Origin of the sequence: Halorubrum marinum (genome assembly GCF_048381195.1) — an archaeon.
GTDB lineage: Archaea > Halobacteriota > Halobacteria > Halobacteriales > Haloferacaceae > Halorubrum.
The window spans coordinates 241,901-263,767 of the sequence record NZ_JBLWMM010000001.1 but is presented as its reverse complement, the minus strand read 5'-3'; the positions used below and the strand labels follow the sequence as shown (position 1 = coordinate 263,767).

Sequence of the window (21,867 nt, the reverse complement as noted above, 5' to 3'; positions counted from 1 at the left end):
GCTCAGCAACCCTTTATAAGGATAGTTGACCGACCGCCGATCGGCTCTCAGAGCCGTCGTGAGGGATGGGCCAACGAGAAGGTGAATTACTATGCACAGTTACCGATATAGCGTCGATATCGAAGCGCCGGTCGAATCCGTGTTCGCGTTCGATACCGACCCCCGAAACTGGCCCCGGACGATGGCCAGCCTGACTGACCTCGAAATTATCGAAGAGACCGGTGACACCGTCCAACTGAAGGGGACCTACAGCTTGCTCGGGATCAAGATGGAGGGGGAGATAACGATGACAGTCGTCGAACCCAACGCCCATGTCGTCACCGAGTTCCGCAACGATCGGATGCACGGCACGATGCACAACCGCTACGCGGAGACCGAGACGGGGACCCGGCTCGAGCTCGAAGCGGAGTACGAGTTCGGCGACTCGCTGCTCGGACGCCTGACTGAGCCGGTCGCCACGCGCTACAACAACCGCCAGTTCAAAAACCACCTCGAACACACCAAGGACCTCGTCGAGGCCGAAGCAACGGTCGTCGCCGCGTCCGACGCGTGATCGATACGTCCAGTCTGCCCTCCCCAATTGCGATTCCGGTGAAGCTCCCTACGAACAGTTACTCTCCATCGGACTCGCAGATATTTTAGTAAATTGTCATTTCTCGTTGCGAACCGACACGGCGCGCCCTACTCCTCGTCGTCCGGCTCGGTCGGCACGCCGCCGAGGTTCCCCTCGTCGTCGAACAGCTTGGCGCGCAAAAAGCGGGCTCGATACCGGTTCGCACCCTCCTTCGTGTCGGCCTCGCGGATCTCGTCGATCCGACCGTCGGCGACCGCATTGATGATGTCCTCGACCTGCTCCTTCTCGCTCGGCGTCAGCTCGAACTCGTAGGTCCGCGGCCGCTCGCTCTCCAGCCGCGTCCACTTACGGGCGGCCGAGACGACGACCGAACAAGGCTCGCGGCAGGGGAACACGCCGTCGCCGCCGTCGACGTCGAGATCGGTCTCCTCGTCGTACTCCCACTCCCGGCGTTTCAGACACTGCGAGTCGTCACAGCAGGCCTCCGCGACCCAGTCGACGTGCTCGTGGCCCTCGCCGCGGTCCCACGTCTTCACGACGCCGTAGATGCCGGACTGTCGCTCCATCGTCTCGCGCCAGTGATTCACGTCGAGCTCGCCCTCCCGCTCGCGGTGCCAGTTGGCGACCGTCGCCGGGTAGATCGTCTCGACCGCCTCGTACGCGTCTCGCGGCCCGAGATCGGGGAAGACCCACCCACCTACGAGCGACGGAGCCGTCTTGAGCGGTCGGTAGCGGCCCTTCGCGTCGAAGGTCACCAGCTCGCGGGCGTCGAGCGGGTCCTCGTACGTATCCAACTCGTCGACGGGGACCCCCGCGTCGTCTGCGTGGCGCACGTCGTACCGGCGCTCGCCGCGGTCCGTGACCGTCGCCGTAATCGCTAGCTCCCCCCACGCGCGCTCGATTCCCGCCGCGAGCGCGGCGTACCGGGCATCGACCGTCGCGCCGTCGGCGTCCTCGATCCAACGCAGAAACGCGCGGCGCGGCCCGAACTCGCCGACGACGCGCTCGAAGACGTACCAGTCCGTAACTGCTGGGGCGCGCTCGTCGAGCGCCGCGTGGAGTTCGCGGTCGCTCAGTTCCGTCTGCGGATCGTCGCCAGCGGGGTCGAGCCGGTACGTCGCCTCGGTCGCGGACGCGTCGTCTCCGTCGGGCTCGACACCGACTGCAAACCCCTCGAATCGGAGGTCCTCGCCGGGATCGAGACCGGCGAGCGCAGTGAGCACCGCATCGAAGGCGTCGCTCGGGAGGTCGATATCGGGGACAGAGGGCTCGTCGTCGTCCGGCCGAGTCCGGTCGGCGGTGGTTTCGGCCACGGTCAGTCCCCCGTGGCGACGCGAGTCGTTTCGCGCACGGCCTCCAGCGCGGTGCCGAGGTCGGCCCCGGCGTCGGCGGCGCGCTCCAGAATGACGTCGGCCATCAGCGGCTCGGTGCCGACCGCGCCGGCGTACCAGATCCGGGTGCCGTCGACCTCGGTGGGCACGTCGTAGCCCTCGGTGTGGTCCGCACAGAGACCGACGTCTTCCGGGATGTCCTCCTGCGTGTGGTAGCCGTCGGCGATGAAGAGGGGGACCAGAACGACGTCGTCGCTCTCGAAGAACTCGGGGAGGTCGTCGACCTCGGGGTCCTCGTCCATGTACAGCGCTTTCACCTCGTCGAAGCGGTCGCGGTCGCGTATCCGGTCGGCGTGATACTTGACCGCCTTCGCCGAGTTCTCGTTGCGCTCGGTGCCGTGGCCGACGACGGCGAGGCCGAACTCCTCGCCCACGTCGGGGTCGCCGGTGACCGACTCCGCGCGCCGGACGATCACGTCGGTCATCGCGCGGTGGGTCCCGACCGGACCGCAGTAGTGGACCTCGCGGTCGATGTCCTCGGCGACGAGCGTGGCCTGGTCGGCGGAGAGGCCGTCGGAGTTCCACTCGGAGACGTCCCACCCTTCCAGTCGAAGCTCGCGGGGAATCACCTGTTCGGTGAAGTACCCCTCGGAGACGAACAACGGGACGACGTAGATCTCGTCGCCCTCGACGGTACGAAGCACCTCTCGGAAGTGCGGCTCTTCCTTCCAGAAACCGGTTTTCACCTCGTCGAACGCGCCGGTCGCGCGGATCGTGTCCGCGTGGTCGTACGTCGGCGCGCTCGAACCCGGATTGAGGTGTGAGCCGTGTGCGACGATGACGAGCGACTGCATATCCGATCTGGGGTCGCGCCGCTCTTATGGACTTCGGCACGCGCGGCGAAACGGGAATCCCGCGCGGCCGCCGCGGGCTCTCGATCACCGGAGGCCAACGGCGGCGGACGACCGAAATCGCCATCACGACTCGTGGCCCAGACTCACCTATGTCGCTGGCAGCCGAGACACGAGATGCGGTCAGAGCGCGGCCCTTCCTCTTCGACGCGCTCCGTGCGGGAGTCGTGAACCACAGCGCCGCCGCGGCGTGGCTCGCAGCGGAGGCCGACCTCGACGGCGACGCCGACGCGATCGCGACGGCCCTCCGTCGGTTCCGCGAGGAGCAGCCAACGTACGCGACCGCTGAGCGCTCGGCGAGCGTGTCGATGCGGAGCGGCGTGGGCGTGGTCGACGAGCCCGAAGAGCCCCGAGAGCACGAAGCAGATGCGCTGCTGCGGATCGCCGGCTCGGCCGTCGTTCCCGAGGGCGACGCGACCGCCGTCATCGCGAACGGCGACGTGGACGCCGCGGCGCTCGCGGAGACGCTCGACCGCCTTCGCGCCGCCGATATCGCTCCCGTCGCCGCGGGGGCCGCGGGCGATTCGCTCCTCGTCGTCGTCGGGAGACGGGAGGGCGCGACCGCGGTTCGAGTCGTCGAGGCGGCACTCCGCGCGATCCCGGAAACTCGGTGAAATTCCGCTTCGATTCGACGGCGAAAGCACCGAGAGGCGGGCGCCGACGACAATCGCCCGCAGAATTCGTCAAACCCCGTAGGCTTTTCCGGACCGGTCTTATAAGAGCAATCGATGAACGCCGTCACGCTCGGTCCCGCCGGCACGTACTCCCACCGTGCGGCGCGGGCCGTCGCCGCCGAAGTGTCGTTCCGCGAGTCGGTCACGGCCATCGTCGACGCCGTCGAGGCCGGCGAGTTCGAGCGGGGCGTGGTCCCCATCGAGAACAGCATCGAGGGGTCCGTCACGGAGAGCCTCGACGCGCTGGCCGACTACGACGTCGCGGTCACTCGCGAGATCGTCACCCCCATCCGGCACGCCCTGCTCGCGCAGGGGCCGGAGTTCGAGGTCGTCGCCAGCCACTCGCAGGCGCTCGCGCAGTGTCGCAACTGGCTGGACGAACACTACCCGGACGCCGGTCTCGAAGCGGTCGCCTCCACCGCCCGCGGCGTCGAGCGTGCCCGCGAGGACGCCCGCATCGCCGGGATCGGCCATCCGGACAACGTCGGCGACGACCTCACCATCCTCGCCGAGGACATCCAGGACCGCACCTCCAACGCGACGCGGTTCCTCGTCGTCGCCCCCGAGTCGGCTCGCTCCGACGCCGGCGGGAAGACGACGCTCATCGTCTACCCGAACGCGAACTACCCCGGCCTCCTCTTGGAACTCTTGGAGGCCTTCGCCGACCGCAACCTCAACCTCTCGCGGATCGAGTCGCGGCCGAGCGGCGAGCGCCTCGGCGACTACCTGTTCCACTTCGACGTCGACGCCGGGCTCTACGAGGAGCACATGGCGAAAGCGGTCGAAGACATCGAAGCGATCGCCGACAACGGCTGGGTGCGCGTGCTCGGGTCGTACGATACCCAGCACGTGTTAGATTGACATCCTCCCCGCCCTAAAGAGCGAGGATTCCCGAGCGTTGGGATATTAGGGTTTGCAACCAACCTGTTCGCTCGGTGCGAAACGCCCCGAGGTTTGATTGAACAGGTGGACTGCTGGCCGTGCCAAACGACCGTTACTCATATCCTCCGTGGGAGGACTCTGAGTTATCTTTCTACGAATGTTCACTGCACCATTCACGTCTGCGTTCATCGTCGCTCCGCACGACTCACAGACGTACAGACCACGCTCCACGCGATTCGCATCCCGCTTCCGACCACAACACGAACACGTCTTCGATGTGTTTCGCTCAGACACACGGTCAACAAGGATACCGTGTTCCTCTGCTTTGTACTCTAAGAGCGTCGTGAAGCGGTCGAATTCCCACCCGTGGAGTTTCTTGTTCCCGCGCTTACCCCAGTTCCGCGAGTCGCCGTTCTCCTCTTCTCGAATCTTGCTCAAGTCGCCAACAGCGATGCGACCGACCGCGTGGTCGATGCACTGCTCAACGATGTGTTTGGCGAGGGCGTGCAGGAAGTGGTCTTTCCGACGCGAGAGTTTCTGTCGGGCGCGGAGCGCACGGTGTGACGGGCCGTTCTCGCCTTCGGTGTCGTACTCGTCGCGGGTGAAGTAGTGTTTGTCCTGTTTCAACACGTTCCCCGGATACAACTCCGCATCACCATCGTCGTAGCCAATAGCGAGGTAGTTCTTGATACCGAGATCGATTCCAGCCGTGTTGTCGCCGGGGGCGTCCTCAACAGGAATTTTGACCTTGCAGACGAGGTGCAGTTCCCAGCGGTCGCCGTTCCACACAGCCCGCACTTGCTGGATGTTCTCCACGGTTACGTCCGGTCGTGTTTCGTACTCTGTGAGGATGAAGTCTGAGCGGTGGTTCTTCAGGTTGAATCCTTTGCTCAGACGGAGTTTGTTGTGCTTGGAGTCGTGTTTGATGCCGTTCTGTTTCCACGTCACGGTGGAGCGTGGGTGGTTGTCGCCTCGCTTTCGATAGCCGGGAGGATTCGCGTCTATGTCACCGTTCTTGCGCTTTTTGAACCAACCGTTGAACGACTCAGCGAGTTCTTCAAGAACGCGCTGACTTGACTGAGAATGTAGGTCACTGTATCGTTCGTGGTCTTTTAGTTCGTGCTTGAGGTCGGCTTCGGACGGAATCTCGCCAGTTTCATCCCATTCTTGTTGGGCGTGGTAACGGGCGACGTTCCACAGTTTGGATGCTGAGTGCCCACAGTCATCGAGGTCGTCGCTCACCTGTTGGTGGTTGACGATTTTCGCTCGATAGGTACGGGTTGTCTCCAGCATCTGACTGTGTTCATAAGTACTTATAAAAATCAGTATATTAAAAGTAACGGCTGAGGCGTGGAATATCCGGTTGTGCCATCGAACGTGGTTAGTGGAGGTGTTGTCGGCTGTATCCCCGCCCTGAAGGGCGGGGTTTTAGCCTTGTAATTTCCATAAGCGAGCGGCTGGGCCTTTGGCAGTGGTCCCCGCAGCGTCACCGACTTATAAGCGAGCAGCCGAAACCTCGACGGTCGTCACCGCCCCGACGATCACTCTCGCGAAAACCCAATCACCCTATTACTCAAATCGGTACGTCGCGCCGTCCGACCCGTCTTCGATCTCGACGCCCACGTCGCGCAGCGCGTCGCGGAGCTCGTCTGCGCGCTCGTAGTTGCCGGCCTCGCGCTCCGCTTCCCGGACGTTCAGGATCAGCTCGACGAGCTCGCCGGCCAGCTCGACCTCGCCGTCGCTCGTCGACCCGAACTGGAGGCCCAACACGTCGCCGCCGAGTTCGTCGAACGCCTCGACGGCCTCTCGGAGGCCGCGGTAGTCGTAGGCGGAGTCGAGAGCGCCGTCCTCCACGTCGTCCACGTGCCGGTTCACCGCGTCGGTGAGTTCGAGGAGCGCCGCGGTCGCCTCCCGGAGGTTCAGGTCGTCGTTCATCGCGGTCTCGAACTCGTCCCGAGCCGTCTCGACCGCTCCGCGAAGCCCGCCGTCTTCGGCCTTCGAGCGAGCGTCCACGGAGTCCAGCGCCGCCACCGCGCGGTCGTAGGTCCGGGAGAGTCGCTCCCAGCGCTCCTCGGCCTCCGCGATCGTCTCCTCGGTGAGCGCCTGCTCGGAGCGGTAGGCGGCCCCGGCGTAGAAGGTGCGAATCACGTTGACGCCGAGTTCCGCAAGGGCGTCCGGCACCGTCCAGAAGTTGCCGATCGAAGACGACATCTTCTCGCCGTCCATCGCGAGGAGGCCGACGTGGAGCCAGTGACGCGCGAACGTCTCGCCGGTCGCCGCCTCCGACTGCGCGATCTCGTTTTCGTGGTGCGGGAAGACCAGATCGCGCCCGCCCATGTGGATGTCCAGCGTGTCGCCGAGGTGCGTCGTCGACATCGCCGAGCACTCGACGTGCCAGCCCGGCCGCCCCTCGCTCCACGGGGAGTCCCACGTCTCGCCCGACGGCGTCGTCTCGCCGTGCTCGTGTTTCGCGTGCTCGCGCGCGGCCGTCTCGCTCACGCCGTCGGCCTTCCACAGCGCGAAGTCCGACGGGTTGCGCTTCTCGGACCGCTCGTCCGGCTCGCCCTGCGCCTCCAGGTCCTCGACGTTCTGGTTCGAGAGCTTCCCGTACTCGTCGAACGTCGTCACGTCGAAGTAGACGGAGCCGTTCGACTCGTAGGCGTACCCCTTCTCGACCAGCGTCCCGACGAGCTCTCGGATTTCCGGGACGTGCTCCGTGACGCGAGGGTACACCTCCGCGCGGAGCAGGTTCAGCCCGCGCATCGCGTCGAAGGTGGTCGCGGTAAAGGACTCGGCCACGTCGCGCTCGGCTTCCCAGTCGTCGCGCTCGCCGACGCGGGCGGTGATCTTCTCGTTGACGTCGGTGACGTTCTCGACGTGGCGCACGTCGTAGCCGACGTGTTCGAGCCACCGGTGGAGGACGTCCGCGTGGAACCACAGCCGAGCGTGCCCGAGGTGGGGGTCGTCCGACACCGTCAGTCCGCAGACGTAGAGCGTGACGTCACCGTCGGCCGTGAACTCGACGCGCTCGTCTTCCAGGGTGTCGGTAACGACGAGACTCATTACCGAGTCGTTGCTCTGGTGAGAGTTTTAACCCGTCGGATCGATCGAGGCCGTCGCGACGAGCGTCCCGGTGGTTCGATCGTCTGCTTATAAACAGCCGCTTCTCAGGCATCCGGGGATCGCTGCCGAGCAACCGTCGTTGCGAGCGGCGGTACGGTGACTACTGATAAAGCCCCAGCCGCTCGCTTATAAGCAGTCGACGACGGATCGACGGCGAACGCTTCCGAAGCCCCAGCCGCGAGGACTCGCCACTGCCCCTTTGAGTCCCACCCCGCCCCGCACAGCATCGCAGGCGCACGCCATCGCAGACCAATTTATAAATCAACGCCGCCCACCACTACGCTTCCGTCGTCCACTCCACCGGATACCCCGCCTCGCGCACCGCTTTTAACACACGATCGACGTGTGCCGGGCCGTTCGTCTCCACCTCGAACACGAGGTCGGCGTCGCCCACGGGGAGGTCGGGGCGGCTGCGCTCGTGGCGGACCGTCCGGATGTTCGCGCGCTCCGCGCCGATCAGGGTGGCGATCTCGCCCATCGTGCCGGGCGTGTCATCGATCCGCACGGCGAGCTCGATGAGCTGGTGGCGTTCCACGAGCGCGTGCGTCACCACCTCCTTCAGCGTGGTGACGTCGATGTTGCCGCCGCAGAGCAGGGGAACGACCGTCTCGCCCGCCAGATCGAGGTCGTCGACGATCGCGTCGTCGAGCAGGGCCGCCGCGGCGGTCGCGCCCGCGCCCTCGACCATCTGCTTCGCGCGCTCTAAGAGGAGGAGAATGGCGGCGGCCACGTCGTCGTCGCTGACGACCACCACGTCGTCGAGGTGCGCCTCCAACAGGCCGAAGGTGAGGTCGCTCAGCCCGCCGGTCGCGATCCCGTCCGCGATCGTGTCGGGCTCCTCGCGCGTGACCAACTCGCCGGCCGCGAGGCTCTCCGAGAGCGTCGAGGCCCCGTCGGTCTGCACCCCCACGACCCGCGTCTCGGGCGAGCGGGCCTTGATCGCGGTCGCGACGCCGCCCGCGAGCCCGCCCCCGCCGACCGGAACGAGCACGGTGTCGACGGCCGGGAGCTGGTCGAGCAGCTCCAACCCGAGCGTCCCCTGCCCGGCGACCACGTCCGGATCGTCGAAGGCGTGAACGAACCGCGTCCCGGGATCGTCGATCAGCGTCTGCGCGTGCGCCATCGCCTCCGGGAAGGCGTTTCCACGGAGCACGACCTCGGCGCCGTAGCCGCGGGTCGCCTCGATCTTCGCCGCCGGCGCCGACTCCGGCATCACGATCGTCGCGTCGATCCCCGCGCCCGCGGCCGCCAGCGCGACGCCCTGCGCGTGGTTGCCCGCGCTCGCCGCGACCACGTGGTCGATCTCGGGCTCTTCGGACCCCGGTCCGGAGCCGTCGACGGCCAGCGAGATCGCGTTGTACGCGCCGCGCGTTTTAAACGAGCCGGTGCGCTGGAGGTGTTCCATCTTCAGGTGGACGTCGGCGCCGCAGCGCTCGCTCAGCGACCGGCTCCGCTCGACCGCCGTCCGCTGGACGATCGCCGCGGCGTCGAGCCGGTCGGCCGCGGCCTCGATGTCGGCGATGGTGACGGAGGACATGACGACCGTGTTCACCGCACCGCGTGAAAAGTGACTCGGGTACGGAACGGAGTCAGCGCTTACCGAGCGCCTCCTCGAAGACGCGCTGTGCGCGCTCGTACCCCTCGTTGCGGTCGACGATCGGATGCGGGTAGTCGGGCGCCAGCCCCTCGCGGTCGGCCCGCGAGAGCGTCGGCCAGTCGACGATTTTGTCCGCCGGAACCGCCTGCAGCTCCGAGACGTAGCGTTTCACGTAGTGCGCCCCGTCGTCGTACTTCGCCATTTGGCTCACGGGATCGAAGATGCGCACGTCGACCGAGTCGGTTCCGGTCGAGGCGGTCCACTGCCACGCGCCGTGATTCGAGGCGTAGTCGTGGTCGATCAGCTGTTTCGTGAAGTAGCGCGCCCCCCGACGCCAGTCGATCAGGAGGTGTTTCGTGAGGAAGCTGGCGACGACCTGTCGCGGTCGGTTGTGGATATATCCCTCCTCGTTCAGCTGACGCATCCCGGCGTCGATGAGGGGATAGCCGGTCTCCCCCCGCGTCCACGAATCGAAGGCCGCGTCGTCGTCGCGCCACGCGATCTCGTTGGGGAACGATTTGTAGTTCGAAACGGCCAGATCGGGGGTGTAGTACAGCAGGTGATACATCTGCTCGCGCCACGACAGCTCGTAGCGGTACTTGTCGACGTTGCGACGCTCACCGCCGGTCACGGCGTCGTAGACGTCGCTCGCGCCGTCCCACACCTCCCGGATCCCGATCGCGCCCGTCGCGAGGTACGGCGACATGCGAGAGACCGCGTGGGTCGGCGCCTCGACGGCCTTTGCGAGGTCGTCTCGCGTGTCGTTGTAGGAGGTGATACCGTGCTCGAGGAAGTCGTCGAATCGCTTTCGGGCCGCCTCGTACCCCGCCTCCGGAAGCTCGATGTCGACGTCCGGCTCCGGAACCGTCTCGGCGTCGCGGACGCTCGCGAGAGACTCCGCGTCGGGCTCCGGATAGGGGCCGTGCGTGGGGACCGCCTCCCAATCGTCGTGGAACTGACTGTGGTTCCGGTACTGGGATTCCAGCCGCCCGGGATCGACCAACACGCGGTCCGTCCGCGAGTCGGTGTCGACGCCGGCAGCCGCGAGGGCGTCCTCGACCGCGCGCTGCCGGTTCCGACGCGACGGTCTGTACCCGTCGTTATAAAAGACCGTCTCCGCGTCGAACTCCGCCGCGAGGTCGACGAGGACCTCGTTCGGGTCGCCCGCGCGAACGGTCAGGTCGCTGTCGAGCTCGCGGTACCGCTCCTCCAACCGTTTCACGCTCCGGAGAAAGAACCCCCGTTGGCGTGCGCCGATCGTCGCGAGCAGGTCCGCGTCGTACACGAACACGGGGGCGACCGTGCCCGCCCGGGCGGCCGCCGCGAGCCCGGCGTTGTCGCGGGTTCTCGGGTCGCACCGATGCCAGAACAAGTGCATACAGATCACAGGGGTTCCGGCGGATAGTGTCCTTCGCCTGACTGCGCGGGCCCCGCTCGGCGCCGCAAAACTCACCCGTGGGCTTAAGCCGATGAGCCCGAAGCGTCGGTATGCAACCGCTCGTCGCCGCCATCCTGATCGGCGTGCCGCTCGCGTGGCTCGTCGGATTCGCGGCCTACGTCTACGTCGACGCGCCGAAGCGCGGAATGAATCGCCGGAAGTGGACGGCTATCGCCTTCTTCGTCCCGCTGTTCGGCTTCTTCGCGTACATCTTCGAGCGCGACGAACGGGATTACGACCCGGAAGAGGACCCGTACGCCGGCGGAACTGAGAGCCGTGAAGCCGGCTTCGCCGTCCACGAATCACGCCGGGGCGAGAAGCCGCTCGGCCCGGCCGGGACGGAGGTCGACTCGGACGACGACGAGTGGAACGATCCGGCGAGCGTCGACGTCGACGAAGTCGCGGGCGAAGGGAACGGACGCGACAGCGCCAGCCGCGACAGGCGGTGACCGCGGAATCTGACGACCGCACGCGAGTTATAAAACGTCCACCAGAGCCGCCCGACGACGGTCGAGGTCGAACGCCGCGTCGCCGGCGTCGAGTCGGTCGAGAAACGCGAAGACGTCGGCCCCTTTCAGTTCCGCGTGTTCGACGAGCGCCTCGATCGAGGCTCGGTTGAGCGCGAACGACTCGAGGTGGCCACAGACGAGCGCCAACGCGATCCCCGCCTCGCCGCCGGGAAACGCCGAGTCGACGACGGAGAGGTCCGGGTCACCGGTCGCCTCCGCCGCGACGCCCGCCCGCTCGGCCGGGAACGTCCGCAAGCACCGCGTACAGACCGCCGTCTCCGCCGCCGGGGCGTGCTCGACGATCGCTGGCGGGACCGCGAACGCGACGACGGCGGCGTCACAGTGGGGACAAGACACGCGATCCGATAGCGACGGGCGGTGAATAAACGGCAGGGGTCGAAACAGGCCGAAGAGAATTGGGGGTCGGGTCGAGCGGGATCAGTCGGCCGCTTCCGGCTCCTCGACCGCGGCGGCCTCGGCGGCTGCAGCCTCCTCCGCTTCTTCCTTCTCCTCTTCCTCTTTTTTCGCCTTGATCTTCTTCATACGGAAGATCTCCTCGCGCTCCTGCTCTTCGAGCTTCTGCTCGATGTACTCCTGATTTTCGTACAGACGGGGCAGGAGGGTGAACTCCAAGGCGTTGACGCGGCGCTTCGTCGTCTCGATCTCCGTCAGCATCTTCTTCATCGCCGTCTCGACCTCGGCGGCGAGGATGATCGATTCGAGCAGCTCCTCGTACGCGTCGGCCGCCTCGTCGATCCGCGCGGACGAGCCGAGCAGGCCGTAGCCCCGCTCGTCGAGGCTCTTTTTCACCTTCGAGGACTCGATCTGCGGGACAACGACGCCCATGATGTTCTTCGACTGCGTCGTGATCTCCGGGTGTTCTTTGAGGGCCGCGGCCGCGCCGCGGACGGCGACGTCGCCCTCCATCGCGCGAGCCATGTCGATCGTTCGCTGGGCCGTCTCGTAGTTCGCGGACACCTCGGAGCGGACGTCTTGGGCCTGATCGAGGATGTCCATGAACTCCATGATGAGGCCGTCCCGCTTCTGTTCGAGGGTGTCGTGCCCGCGCTCGGAGAGGTCGATGCGGTCCTCAATCGCCATCAGGTTCTTCCGAGTCGGTTTGACGTCCTTGGCCATCTATTGGGCGTGTGTTCCGCTCCGAGGGGGTTAATTCTTTTCAGTCGCGACGTGTCCGCGCGCGGCCACGCACGTGGCGATCAACGAAAGGGGTCGAAAAATCGGGACCGATCGCGTGCCTCTGACGGCGCGGGCGGTCGCGCCCGGCGGCCGTAGCCGAGGTGGCGCTCGCCCGTTCGGGTCCGGTGGGGCCGACTGGATGGGTGGACGTCCCGGCGGGACCCGCGATAGTCTCGTCGAACCGAAGTCGGCTGCGTCGCTCGGCTACGCTCTCCGCCAGCCGGCGTATCCGAGCAGTCCTGCCGCGAGGAGGGCCAGCGTCGGCGCCAGCGGGGTCGGGAGCGAGCCGTCGGTGACACCGGCGGCGTCGCTCGGAGCGAACGCGGCGGAGAAGCCCGACAGGTCCGTGCCGGCGGCCCACTCGGCGGTCACCGCGTCGCCGCTGTCGCCACCGTCGGACGCGGTCGTCGCGTCGGCGTCGACCGTCGCGTCCGCGAGCGCGTACCCGTCGGGAGCGACGAGGACGAACGGACGGTCCGGTCGGAACTCGCTGGCGAACGGCTCGCTCACGACCAGCCGGTCACCGTCGACCGCGGCGAGGTTCGTCCACGTCGCAGAGAGCCGAACGACACCGGTGCCGTCACCGGACTCGATCTCGGTGCGAACGTCGGAGACGGTCATCTCGCGGTCGACCTGCGTCGCCGTCCGATCGGCGATGCGAGAGATGCGGTCGTCGAATCGGGCCGTGACGTTCTCCGGGCGCTCGCGCAGGTCCTCGAACGCCGCCTCGTCGTCGGCGTCAGCGAGGTCGTAAGTCAACACGAGCGTGACCGTCGCGTCGCCGTCGGGTTCGAGCGCGACGACGAACGCCGAACCGTCCTCGACCGCGGCCTCCGTGCCCGGATCGTCGAGCGCGGCGACCCCCGGCGCGAGGAGCGCACCGATAAGCGCGACCGCCGCGACCGTCGTGAGGACCGTGACGACGCGGCTGCGGGAACGCATCACTCGTCGTCCTCCGCGGCCTCGTCGTCGTCCTCATCGTCCTCATCGTCGTCGTCCTCATCGTCGTCGTCCTCATCGTCATCGTCGTCGTCATCATCCTCATCGTCCTCATCGTCGGCCTCCACATCATCGTCGTCGGCCTCCGCATCATCGTCGTCGGCCTCCGCATCGTCATCGTCGGCCTCCGCATCATCGCCGTCCACGTCGGCGTACTCTATCTCGAGTTCGCCCTCGCGGTCGCCGTCCTCGACTTCGATCTCGGCCTCGTCGTTATCGGCCGGGAGCGTCACCGTGATCTGTCCATTTGCGTCGGTCGTTCCGACGAACTCGTCTTCGACCTCGACGCTCGCGCCCTCGACGGGCTCGCCGTCGACGTCGGTCACTTCGATCGTCACCGTCGCACCGGGGGCAGGGTCGCCGGAGACAACGGCGACGGAGAGTTCATCACCATCGCGGTCGGCGTCGTCGTCGCGGTCGTCCGCGTCGCGCTCGTCGATATCGACGTCATCGAGCACGAGCGTCCCGTCCGCGCCGACCTCGAACTCGAGTTCGGCCTCGAACGCGCCCTTCACGAGCGTCACCTCCAGCTCGTCGTCGACGCTGGGCGCGTCGAACGAGAGGCTCCCGTCCGCGCCGGTCGTCCCGACGCGCTCGTCGTCGACGTAGACGGAGACGCCGTCGACGCCCTCGCCGTCGTACGTCACCGAGACGGTGACCGTTCCGTCCTCGACGCTGCCGTCCACGGAGAGCCGCTCGCGGACCTCGTCGTCGCGGTCGTCGCCGACGTCCGACCGGAGCGTGAGCTCCAGTTCGCCCTCGCGGTCGCCGTCCTCGACCTCGATGTCGACCTCGTCGTCGTCGGGCAGCGTCACGGTAATCTGCCCGTCCGCGTCGGTCGTTCCGGCGTCCTGGTCGTCCAGTTCGACGGTCGCGCCCTCGACGGGCTCACCGGCGGCGGTCACGCGGAGCGTCACCGTCGAGCCCGGCTCGGCCGTTCCGTCGACGATCGAGATCGACAGCGGCGTCTCCTCGTCGTCGTCGGCGTCTCGGGGTTCGAGCTCCTCTTCGAACTCGAACACGTCACCGGTCTGACCGTCGACGCTCACTTCGGCTTCGCCGGTCGTCTCCGGACCGAAGAAGGTGAACTCGAACTCGTAGTAGCCGTCGTCCTCGTCGCGGTCGGCGGACCGAAGGGTCCACTCGCCGTCCGCGTCCGTCGACAGCTGCGTGATAGCCGCGGTGAGCGCCTCGCTCTGCGTCACGTCGAAGCTCCCGTCACCGGGCTGGTCGCGCTCGAACTCGCGCGAGCGCTCGCCGTCGTCGTTTTCCACCTCGATGGAGACGCCGCCGTCGACCTCGAGGGAGAATTCGCCGGCGTGCTCGCCGGTGTACTGCGCGAGCAGCGCGCTCGCTCCGGTTCCCGTCACGCGGGTGAGTCGCTGACGCGCCTCCGCGTTGGCGTTCTGGTCGTACCCCGCCGCACGGAGTTCGAGCGCGGAGACGTCGTCCGCGCGGTCGTCGACCCGGTCGAAGCCGCGGTCGACCGTGTGGGCCTGTCCGGCGAGCACCGCGAGCCGCTGTGCGAACTCGCCGCGAGTTATCTCGCCGTCTTCGTAGGCGACGCGCGCCTCGCGCTGATCGGCGACGATCCCGTCGGCGCGGTCACGGAGCGCAGCGGCGCGGTCGGTGAGGATCGCCGCGCGCTCCGACTCGTTGGCGTCTTCGAGCGCCGCGTCGAGCGACGACGACTCGACGTCGCTCGACACCTCGTCGTCGGTGACGGCGATCACCGTCGCGAGCTGCTGTCCGACGGTCGCCCGTGAGGCGTTTTCGTCGTCCTCACTGGCGTTTTCGTCGTCCTCGCTGGCGTTTTCGTCGTCCTCGCTGGCGTTCTCATCGTTCTCGCTGGCATTCGCGTCGTCGTCGCCAGCGGTCCCGTCGTCCGTCTGTGCCGTGACGGCCGAGTCGTCGATACCCTCGATCACCGCGTCGGCTGCGTCGATATCCGTCGCGTCCCCGGTACCGGCGGCGCTCGCGAGCGCCCCGCCCGGCACGGAGCCCAGAACGAGCCCCAGCGCAATGAGAACGGTCAGGAGTCGTGTGCCTTGCATGACGGATGGGTCAATGGCTCCCGACCACATATACCGGGACGACCGTGGCGGCCCGTTGCGCTCTGTTCCACCGGATTTCACCGCACAAACGACCGTTGCACCGAGTTTCAACGGGTTGCACGAGACACGTCGCGCGACGATCTGTGGGTTTAACCCGCGAGCCGAGGTACCGTACACTAATGAGACGACGCGATCGGACGATCGGATCGATCGCCGCCCTCCTCGTCGCCGTCTGCTGTGTCGCCGCCGTCGCGTTCGCCGCGCCCGCCGGCGCACAGACGACCGCGTTTCTGCAGACCGACGACCAGCCGGAGCCGGACAACACGATCACGCGGATCAGCCTGACGGCCGACGGCTCGGCGACGTGGGAGATAACCCTCCGGACGCGGCTCGAAAACGATTCTGACGTCGCCGAGTACGAGCGGTTTCAAGAGCGGTTCCGATCGAACACGAGCCGCTATCTCGACCCGTTCGCCAACCGGATGACCGGCGTCGTCGCAGCCGCGAACGAGTCGTCAGACCGCGAGATGCGCGCGACCGACTTCGAGGCCGACACGTCGATACAGGAGGTGCCGCGTCGGTGGGGCGTCGTGAACTTCCGATTCACCTGGACCGGCTTCGCGGCGGTTAACGGCGACGCGGTCGTCGTCGGCGACGTGTTCGACGGCGGGTTCTTCATCGGTGACGACGACGCGCTGGCGATCGCAGTACCCGACGGCTACGCGATCGCGGAGGTCTCGCCGACCCCGGACGAGATCGACGACGGCGTCTCCGAGTGGCGGGGACGGGAGGACTTCGCCGACGGCCATCCGAGCGTCCGAGCCGCGCCCGCGACGACCGTCGATGGCGGGAGCAGTGAGACAGGCGGAGACGGGGTCCTAGCCAGCAACGCCCCGATCCTCGTCGCGCTCGGGGGCCTCTTCATCGTCGCCGCCCTCGCGCTCGGCGCGTTCGCCGTCCGAACCGGTCGGATCGGACTCGGCGGCGACGCCGACAGCGACTCCCCCGCGGCAGCCCCCTCGACGAACGGCGGTGTCGACACGGAACAGCGCGGTGAGGACGACTCGGGCGCCGCCGCAAAGGGCTCCGGCCGCGAAACGGCGGAACTCCGCGGGGATCGGGCGGTCGCAGCGGAGGAATCGGCCGATTCAGGTGAGATAGATCCGGCACTGCTCACGGACGAAGACCGCGTCACGCGCGTGCTCAGCGAGGAGAACGGACGGATGAAGCAGTCGGCGGTGGTCGACGCGCTCGGCTGGTCGAAATCGAAGACGTCGCGCGTGCTCTCGCGGATGGCCGACGACGGCGAGATCGAGAAGCTTCGGATCGGACGGGAGAACGTGATCGACCTGGTCGACGGTAACGACGGCGAGTGAGCGTCCGACGCGACCGCTGTTCGAGGGCGAAAGAGTGGAAAGAAGACGCCGCGTCAGTCGGCCGCTTCGACGACTTCGCTCTCGGAGTCGTCCTCGCGGTAGTACTTCTCGATGAACTCCTCGTCGATCCGGTTGAGGGCGTCCTTCGGAAGCGTCGAGAGGAGGTCCCAGCCGATCGAGAGGGTCTCCTCGATGTCGCGGTTCTGGTCGAACCCTTGGTCGATGAACTCCGACTCGAAGGCGTCCGCGAAGTCGAGATACTTGTTGTCGAGCTCCGAGAGCGCCTCGCGGCCGACGATGTTCACGAGGTCGCGGAGGTCTTCGCCCTCGGCGTACGCCGCGAACATCTGGTTCGCGACGTCCTCGTGGTCCTCGCGGGTGAGCCCCTCGCCGATCCCGTCGTCCATCAGCCGCGACAGGCTGGGAAGGACGTTGACGGGAGGCTGTAGGCCCTGACTGTTCAGGTCGGGGTCGACGTAGATCTGTCCCTCCGTGATGTACCCGGTCAGGTCCGGGATCGGGTGGGTGTCGTCGTCTCCCGGCATCGTGAGGATCGGAATCTGCGTCACCGACCCGTCACGGCCCTGGATCCGACCGGCGCGCTCGTACAGCTGCGCCAGGTCGGTGTACATGTATCCGGGGTAGCCACGACGACCCGGGACCTCCTCGCGGGCCGCGCCGATCTCGCGGAGCGCCTCGCAGTAGTTGGTCATGTCCGTCAGGATGACGAGGACGTGATAGTCCTTCTCGAAGGCGAGGTACTCGGCCGTGGTGAGCACCATCCGCGGAGTGACCGTCCGCTCGACGGCCGGGTCGTCCGCGAGGTTCATGAAGACGACGGAGCGTTCGAGCGCGCCGGTGCGCTCGAAGTCCTGCATGAACTCGTTCGCCTCCTCGGCCGTGATCCCCATCGCACCGAAGATGACGGCGAACTCCGAGCTGTCCTCGTCGTCGCCCTCCTCTTCTTCGGGCACGCTGGCCTGCCGGGCGATCTGCATCGCCAGTTTGCTGTGCGGCTGGCCGGAACTGGAGAAGATCGGGAGCTTCTGGCCGCGGACGAGCGTGTTCATCCCGTCGATCGCGGAGACGCCCGTCTCGATGAACTCCTCGGGATACTCCCGGGAGTACGGGTTGATCGCCGCACCGACGATGTCCTGGCGCTCTTCGGGGACGATCTCCGGGCCGTCGTCGATCGGGCGGCCGGAGCCGTCGAGGACCCGTCCGAGCAGGTCCTCGGTGACGGGCATCTTCATCGTCTCGCCCAGGAAGCGGACGGACGCGTTCTGGTCGATACCGGAGGTGCCCTCGAACACCTGGATGGCGACGACGCCCTCCGAGGATTCGAGCACCTGTCCGCGCAGCGTCTCCCCCTGTGCCGTTTCGATCTCGACGATCTCGTCGTAGCCGATCGCCTCGTCGACCTCGGCGTACACCAGCGGGCCGCTGATCTCGGTGATGGTTTGATACTCTTTCATGTTAGTAGAGGCTCCGGAGCTCTTCGGCGATGTCGGCTTTGAGCTCCTCGGTGTACTCCTCGTAGTCCTCTTGGACGCCGATCCGGTTGATCCGGGGGGCGGCCTCGGTGTCGACGATCTCCTCGACGGGGACGCCCGCTTCGAGGGCGTCGAACGCCTCGTCGTTGAACGCCTCGATCGTCGTCAGCATGAGGTACGTCTTCTCCGGCGGGCAGAACGTGTCCACCGGGTGGAACGCGTTCTGCTGGAGGTACGCCTCACGCAGGTAGCGGGCGACTTCGAGGACGAGCTGCTGGTCGTCCGGAAGCGCGTCCTTCCCGACGAGCTGGACGATCTCCTGCAGCTCGGTCTCCTCGTCCAGGATGTCGACCGCCCACTGGCGCTTCTCGGGCCAGTCCTCCTCGACGTTCTCCTGGAACCACGGGTCGAGCTGGTTCTTGTACAGCGAGTACGACTCGTTCCAGTTGATCGACGGGAAGTGGCGTCGCTCTGCCAGGTCCGCGTCGAGCGCCCAGAACGTCTTCACGATACGCAGCGTGTTCTGCGTGACCGGCTCGGAGAAGTCGCCGCCGGGCGGACTCACCGCGCCGATCGCGGAGACGGACCCCTCCGTCCCGTTGACGTTCTCGAAGTAACCGGCGCGCTCGTAGAACTGTGCAAGCCGGGCGGCGAGGTACGCGGGGTACCCCTCCTCGCCGGGCATCTCCTCCAGTCGGGAGGAGATCTCGCGCATCGCCTCCGCCCACCGGGAGGTGGAGTCGGCCATCAGCGCGACGTCGTAGCCCATGTCGCGGTAGTACTCCGCGATCGTGATTCCCGTGTAGATACAGGACTCACGGGCCGCGACGGGCATGTTCGAGGTGTTCGCGATGAGCGAGGTTCGGGCCATCAGCGGGTTGCCGTTGGCCGGGTCCTCCAGCTCGGGGAAGTCCTCGATCACTTCGGTCATCTCGTTACCGCGCTCGCCGCAGCCGACGTAGACGATGATGTCCGCGTCGGCGTACTTCGCGAGCTGGTGCTGCGTGACCGTCTTCCCGGAGCCGAACGGCCCCGGAATCGCGGCCGTCCCGCCCTTCGCGATGGGGAACAGGCCGTCGAGGATGCGCTGACCGGACACCAGCGGCGTCCGGGGCGTCTTCTTGTTCTCGGAGGGACGCGCCTCGCGGACGGGCCACTCCTGATGCATCGACACGTCCGTGCCGTTGGCGAGCTCGGCCACCGTCTCGGTGACGTCGAACGAGCCCGACTCGATGGCAGTGACCTCGGTGGTCTCGTCCGCTTCGAGCGCGTCCGGCGGCACCATCACCTTGTGGTCGATGGTGACCGTCTCTTCGACGATCCCGACCACGTCGCCGCGGCCGACTTCGTCGCCGACCTCGACGGTGGGCTCGAACTCCCACTCCTTCTCGAGGTCGATGCCGGGCGCGTCGACCCCGCGGTCGAGGTACGGACTGCCCATCTTGCCCTCCAGCACGTCCAGGGGGCGCTGGACGCCGTCGTAGATGGCGTCTAGCATTCCCGGACCAAGGTCGACCGACAGCGGCTCGCCCGTGTTTTCGACGGGCTCGCCGGGGGCGACCCCGGAGGTCTCCTCGTACACCTGAACCGTCGTGATATCGCCCTCGATCTCGATCACTTCCCCCATGAGGCCTTCGTCGCCGACGTAGACGACGTCGTTCATGCGGGCGTTGAGATCACGGGCGCTCACGACCGGACCGCTCACGCTTTGGATAACACCGTTTTCGCTGGTGGTCTCCGTGGATTCTGCTTTACTCATATTAGTCGTCCTCCTCCATCAGGTCGATCCCGATGGCTCGTTTGATCTGATCGCGCAGCCCGCCGCTGCCTGCGCCGGACCCGCCGAGCGTCACGAGCACTGGCTCGATGCTTCCCTCGACCGCCTCGCGGGTCCCCCGCGAGAGGTGTTCGAGGTCGTCGGTGTGCATCACGATGATACCGGTGCCCTCGTCGTCGAGAGTCCGTTCGACGGCCTCGTCGAGCCGCTCGTCTTTCTCGTCGTCCGATACGTTCTCGAACTTCCGCACGCCGGCGAGCCGGAATCCGGTCGTGAACTCCGGGCTGCCGATAACGGCGATCTCCTGGCTCATGTTATCACCAGCTCCGATTCGATCTCGTCGGCCGACAGCCCGGCCTCTTTCCCGCGGGCGATCGCGCGGATGTTCTCGACCTCGCGCTCCTTCGCGAGGATGTACGAGATCACCGGCGTCACCGACACCGGGTGGATCGTTCCGAGGCGGTCGCCGTACGCCAACAGCGCGGCGTCGGTCGCGTGCTCGAACGCGATGAGGCTGTCCGCCTCCTCGAGTTCGCGCAGCGCCGGACCGAGTTCGTCGGCGTACTGGCTGTCCGCGATGTACTCGACGAGCTCGTCGAGGTTCCGCGCGAGTCGGGCGAGCGACCCGCGCGTGAACAGCTCGCCGCCCTCGATGAAGTACGCTGCGGGGTCGATATCCGCGCCCGACCGGGCGAGCCGGAGGGCGTTCGTCGCGTTCCGGAAGTCGACCTCCGCCTTGAGGAACGCCTCGTACTGTCGGGTCGGTTCGTCGCCGCCGAGCCCAGACAGGAGCCGCTCGTAGAACGCGCGGTCGACGGCGTTCTCCAGGGGCACGAGGACCTTCGTCTCCTCGTATTCCGCGTACGCCTCCCGAAGCGGAGCGCCGTAGATCGTGTCTTCGAGCACTTCGATGACGGCTTCGATCGAGTCGGCCTCCAGCAGGCGACGGAACCGACGGTCGTCGAACTCGCCGGCGCGGATCAGGTCGGACTCGATCGCGGACTGATCGGCCTCGGTGTAGACGCCGCGAATAACCGTTTTCACGTTCCACGCGTCGAATTTCCGGAGGTAGCGGGCGATCAGGTCGTACAGCGATCCCTCGCTCCAGTCGAGGATGGCCTCGAACTGCTCCGCGAGGTTCCGGTTCAACGTGTACTCGATCAGGTCGACGCCGCCGTGGCGACTACCGAGGGCGTTTATCTCCGCCGCGTAGCTCGATTCTTCCATGAATCGGGCGATCTCCGCCGGGCTCATGCGAGTGAGCTTCCGGTACTCCTCGTCCCCGTAGAGGCTGCCGCGGCGGGCACGAACCCGCGCGACGACGTACTCTGGGTTCGAGCTGCCGACGGCGCTCATTGGTCGAACAGTCGCTCCGAGATGTTCTTCAACTCGTCCTCCCAGACGGCGTCGAGGATCGAGTCGAACGTGTTGTTCACGCGGACGCGAGAGGTGTCGCTCTCCGCGACGAGGCCACCGAGACAGTCGATCTCGCCGTCGACCTGCGCGTTGCGGTCGGCGACGAGCTCCTCGAGCAGCTCGACGTCCTCGCTGCGGGTGTAGACGGCGATGTCCTCGTCGTCGTCGAACTCCGCGAGGGTCGCGTCGAGCAGCGCCTCGGTCAGCTCGCGGCGTCGGTCGGCGTCGAGGCCGGCGAGCGCCGCCTCGACGTCGTCGTAGACGTCTTCGAGGACGTCGCGACGGGCACCGAGCCGCTCCTGTTTGGCCCCGAGTTTGGCCGAGGAGAGCGTCTGCTCGCGCTCTTGATCGATCTGCCGATCGACCTCGGCGAGCCGCTCCTCGCGGATCCGGTCGGCGTCTTCCTCCGCCTCGGCGATGATCTCCGCAGCCTCGGCGTCGGCGGCCTCGCGGATCTCCTCTGCACGCGCGCGGGCTTCGTCTCGAACGTCCTCAACGACAGTGTCCAAACTCATT

At 66.8% G+C, this 21,867-nt stretch carries 20 protein-coding genes; 5 read left to right on the top strand and 15 right to left on the bottom strand.

The window, feature by feature from the left end:
* Window positions 1–91: 91 nt before the first annotated feature.
* Window positions 92–553, top strand: a complete 462-nt coding sequence (locus ACNSN4_RS01365; protein ID WP_418283972.1) for an SRPBCC family protein — start codon at window positions 92–94, stop codon at window positions 551–553.
* Window positions 554–681: 128 nt separating this feature from the next.
* Here ACNSN4_RS01365 and ACNSN4_RS01360 read toward each other — a convergent pair whose 3' ends face one another.
* On the bottom strand, window positions 682–1,887 hold the full coding sequence (locus ACNSN4_RS01360) for a DR2241 family protein (RefSeq protein ID WP_418283971.1): 1,206 nt from the start codon (window positions 1,885–1,887) through the stop codon (window positions 682–684).
* Between the two features lie 2 nt (window positions 1,888–1,889).
* Window positions 1,890–2,759, bottom strand: a complete 870-nt coding sequence (locus ACNSN4_RS01355; RefSeq protein ID WP_418283970.1) for a CbiX/SirB N-terminal domain-containing protein — start codon at window positions 2,757–2,759, stop codon at window positions 1,890–1,892.
* Window positions 2,760–2,908: 149 nt separating this feature from the next.
* Here ACNSN4_RS01355 and ACNSN4_RS01350 point away from each other — a divergent pair, with 149 nt between their 5' ends.
* The gene (locus tag ACNSN4_RS01350; protein WP_418284346.1) at window positions 2,909–3,430 is read left to right on the top strand and encodes a DUF7523 family protein; all 522 of its coding nucleotides are present in this window, start codon (window positions 2,909–2,911) and stop codon (window positions 3,428–3,430) included.
* 114 nt (window positions 3,431–3,544) lie between these two features.
* Window positions 3,545–4,351, top strand: a complete 807-nt coding sequence (gene pheA / locus ACNSN4_RS01345) for a prephenate dehydratase (RefSeq protein ID WP_418283969.1) — start codon at window positions 3,545–3,547, stop codon at window positions 4,349–4,351.
* A 45-nt stretch (window positions 4,352–4,396) separates the two neighbouring features.
* Here pheA and ACNSN4_RS01340 read toward each other — a convergent pair whose 3' ends face one another.
* The 4 genes from ACNSN4_RS01340 to ACNSN4_RS01325 all read right to left on the bottom strand — a co-directional run bounded on the left by ACNSN4_RS01340 (window position 4,397) and on the right by ACNSN4_RS01325 (window position 10,470).
* The gene (locus tag ACNSN4_RS01340) at window positions 4,397–5,665 is read right to left on the bottom strand and encodes an RNA-guided endonuclease InsQ/TnpB family protein (protein WP_418283968.1); all 1,269 of its coding nucleotides are present in this window, start codon (window positions 5,663–5,665) and stop codon (window positions 4,397–4,399) included.
* A gap of 276 nt (window positions 5,666–5,941) precedes the next feature.
* Entirely contained in the window at window positions 5,942–7,435 is a 1,494-nt protein-coding gene (gene cysS / locus ACNSN4_RS01335) for a cysteine--tRNA ligase (RefSeq protein WP_418283967.1), read from the bottom strand.
* A gap of 337 nt (window positions 7,436–7,772) precedes the next feature.
* Window positions 7,773–9,032, bottom strand: a complete 1,260-nt coding sequence (gene ilvA / locus ACNSN4_RS01330; protein WP_418283966.1) for a threonine ammonia-lyase — start codon at window positions 9,030–9,032, stop codon at window positions 7,773–7,775.
* A gap of 52 nt (window positions 9,033–9,084) precedes the next feature.
* Entirely contained in the window at window positions 9,085–10,470 is a 1,386-nt protein-coding gene (locus tag ACNSN4_RS01325; RefSeq protein WP_418283965.1) for a cryptochrome/photolyase family protein, read from the bottom strand.
* Between the two features lie 110 nt (window positions 10,471–10,580).
* Here ACNSN4_RS01325 and ACNSN4_RS01320 point away from each other — a divergent pair, with 110 nt between their 5' ends.
* A complete protein-coding gene (locus ACNSN4_RS01320) occupies window positions 10,581–10,979 on the top strand; it encodes a PLD nuclease N-terminal domain-containing protein (RefSeq protein WP_418283964.1) in 399 nt (132 codons plus the stop codon).
* Window positions 10,980–11,006: 27 nt separating this feature from the next.
* Here the strand turns inward: ACNSN4_RS01320 and ACNSN4_RS01315 are convergent, their stop codons facing one another.
* From ACNSN4_RS01315 to ACNSN4_RS01300, 4 genes are all read right to left on the bottom strand, one after another.
* Complete coding sequence (locus ACNSN4_RS01315) at window positions 11,007–11,396, bottom strand: DUF6276 family protein (RefSeq protein ID WP_418283963.1); 390 nt, start codon at window positions 11,394–11,396, stop codon at window positions 11,007–11,009.
* Window positions 11,397–11,477: 81 nt separating this feature from the next.
* Window positions 11,478–12,176, bottom strand: coding sequence for a V-type ATP synthase subunit D (locus tag ACNSN4_RS01310; RefSeq protein ID WP_418283962.1), 699 nt, complete (start codon window positions 12,174–12,176; stop codon window positions 11,478–11,480).
* Between the two features lie 264 nt (window positions 12,177–12,440).
* A complete protein-coding gene (locus ACNSN4_RS01305; RefSeq protein WP_418283961.1) occupies window positions 12,441–13,178 on the bottom strand; it encodes a DUF7345 domain-containing protein in 738 nt (245 codons plus the stop codon).
* Window positions 13,178–15,289 carry a DUF7096 domain-containing protein gene (locus ACNSN4_RS01300; RefSeq protein ID WP_418283960.1) on the bottom strand — a complete coding sequence of 704 codons (2,112 nt, stop codon included), beginning with the start codon at window positions 15,287–15,289 and terminating at the stop codon, window positions 13,178–13,180. Before ACNSN4_RS01300 ends, ACNSN4_RS01305 begins: the two co-directional genes overlap by 1 nt.
* 179 nt (window positions 15,290–15,468) lie before the next feature.
* Between ACNSN4_RS01300 and ACNSN4_RS01295 the strand changes: the two genes are divergently transcribed.
* Complete coding sequence (locus ACNSN4_RS01295; RefSeq protein ID WP_418283959.1) at window positions 15,469–16,665, top strand: DUF7345 domain-containing protein; 1,197 nt, start codon at window positions 15,469–15,471, stop codon at window positions 16,663–16,665.
* A gap of 53 nt (window positions 16,666–16,718) precedes the next feature.
* On the opposite strand, the gene ACNSN4_RS01290 is transcribed toward ACNSN4_RS01295, so the two are convergent.
* Genes ACNSN4_RS01290 through ACNSN4_RS01270 form a run of 5 tightly spaced genes read right to left on the bottom strand, consistent with a single transcriptional unit; the run spans window position 16,719 to window position 21,866 of the window.
* Window positions 16,719–18,140, bottom strand: coding sequence for a V-type ATP synthase subunit B (locus ACNSN4_RS01290; RefSeq protein ID WP_418283958.1), 1,422 nt, complete (start codon window positions 18,138–18,140; stop codon window positions 16,719–16,721).
* Between the two features lies 1 nt (window position 18,141).
* Window positions 18,142–19,917 (bottom strand): ATP synthase subunit A, encoded by a 1,776-nt coding sequence (locus ACNSN4_RS01285; protein ID WP_418283957.1) that lies wholly within the window; start codon window positions 19,915–19,917, stop codon window positions 18,142–18,144.
* Window position 19,918: 1 nt separating this feature from the next.
* Window positions 19,919–20,248, bottom strand: a complete 330-nt coding sequence (locus ACNSN4_RS01280) for a V-type ATP synthase subunit F (protein WP_418283956.1) — start codon at window positions 20,246–20,248, stop codon at window positions 19,919–19,921.
* Window positions 20,245–21,291 (bottom strand): V-type ATP synthase subunit C, encoded by a 1,047-nt coding sequence (locus ACNSN4_RS01275; RefSeq protein ID WP_418283955.1) that lies wholly within the window; start codon window positions 21,289–21,291, stop codon window positions 20,245–20,247. Before ACNSN4_RS01275 ends, ACNSN4_RS01280 begins: the two co-directional genes overlap by 4 nt.
* On the bottom strand, window positions 21,288–21,866 hold the full coding sequence (locus tag ACNSN4_RS01270; protein WP_418283954.1) for a V-type ATP synthase subunit E: 579 nt from the start codon (window positions 21,864–21,866) through the stop codon (window positions 21,288–21,290). The genes ACNSN4_RS01275 and ACNSN4_RS01270 overlap by 4 nt, the downstream gene beginning before the upstream one ends.
* Window position 21,867 lies beyond the last annotated feature (1 nt).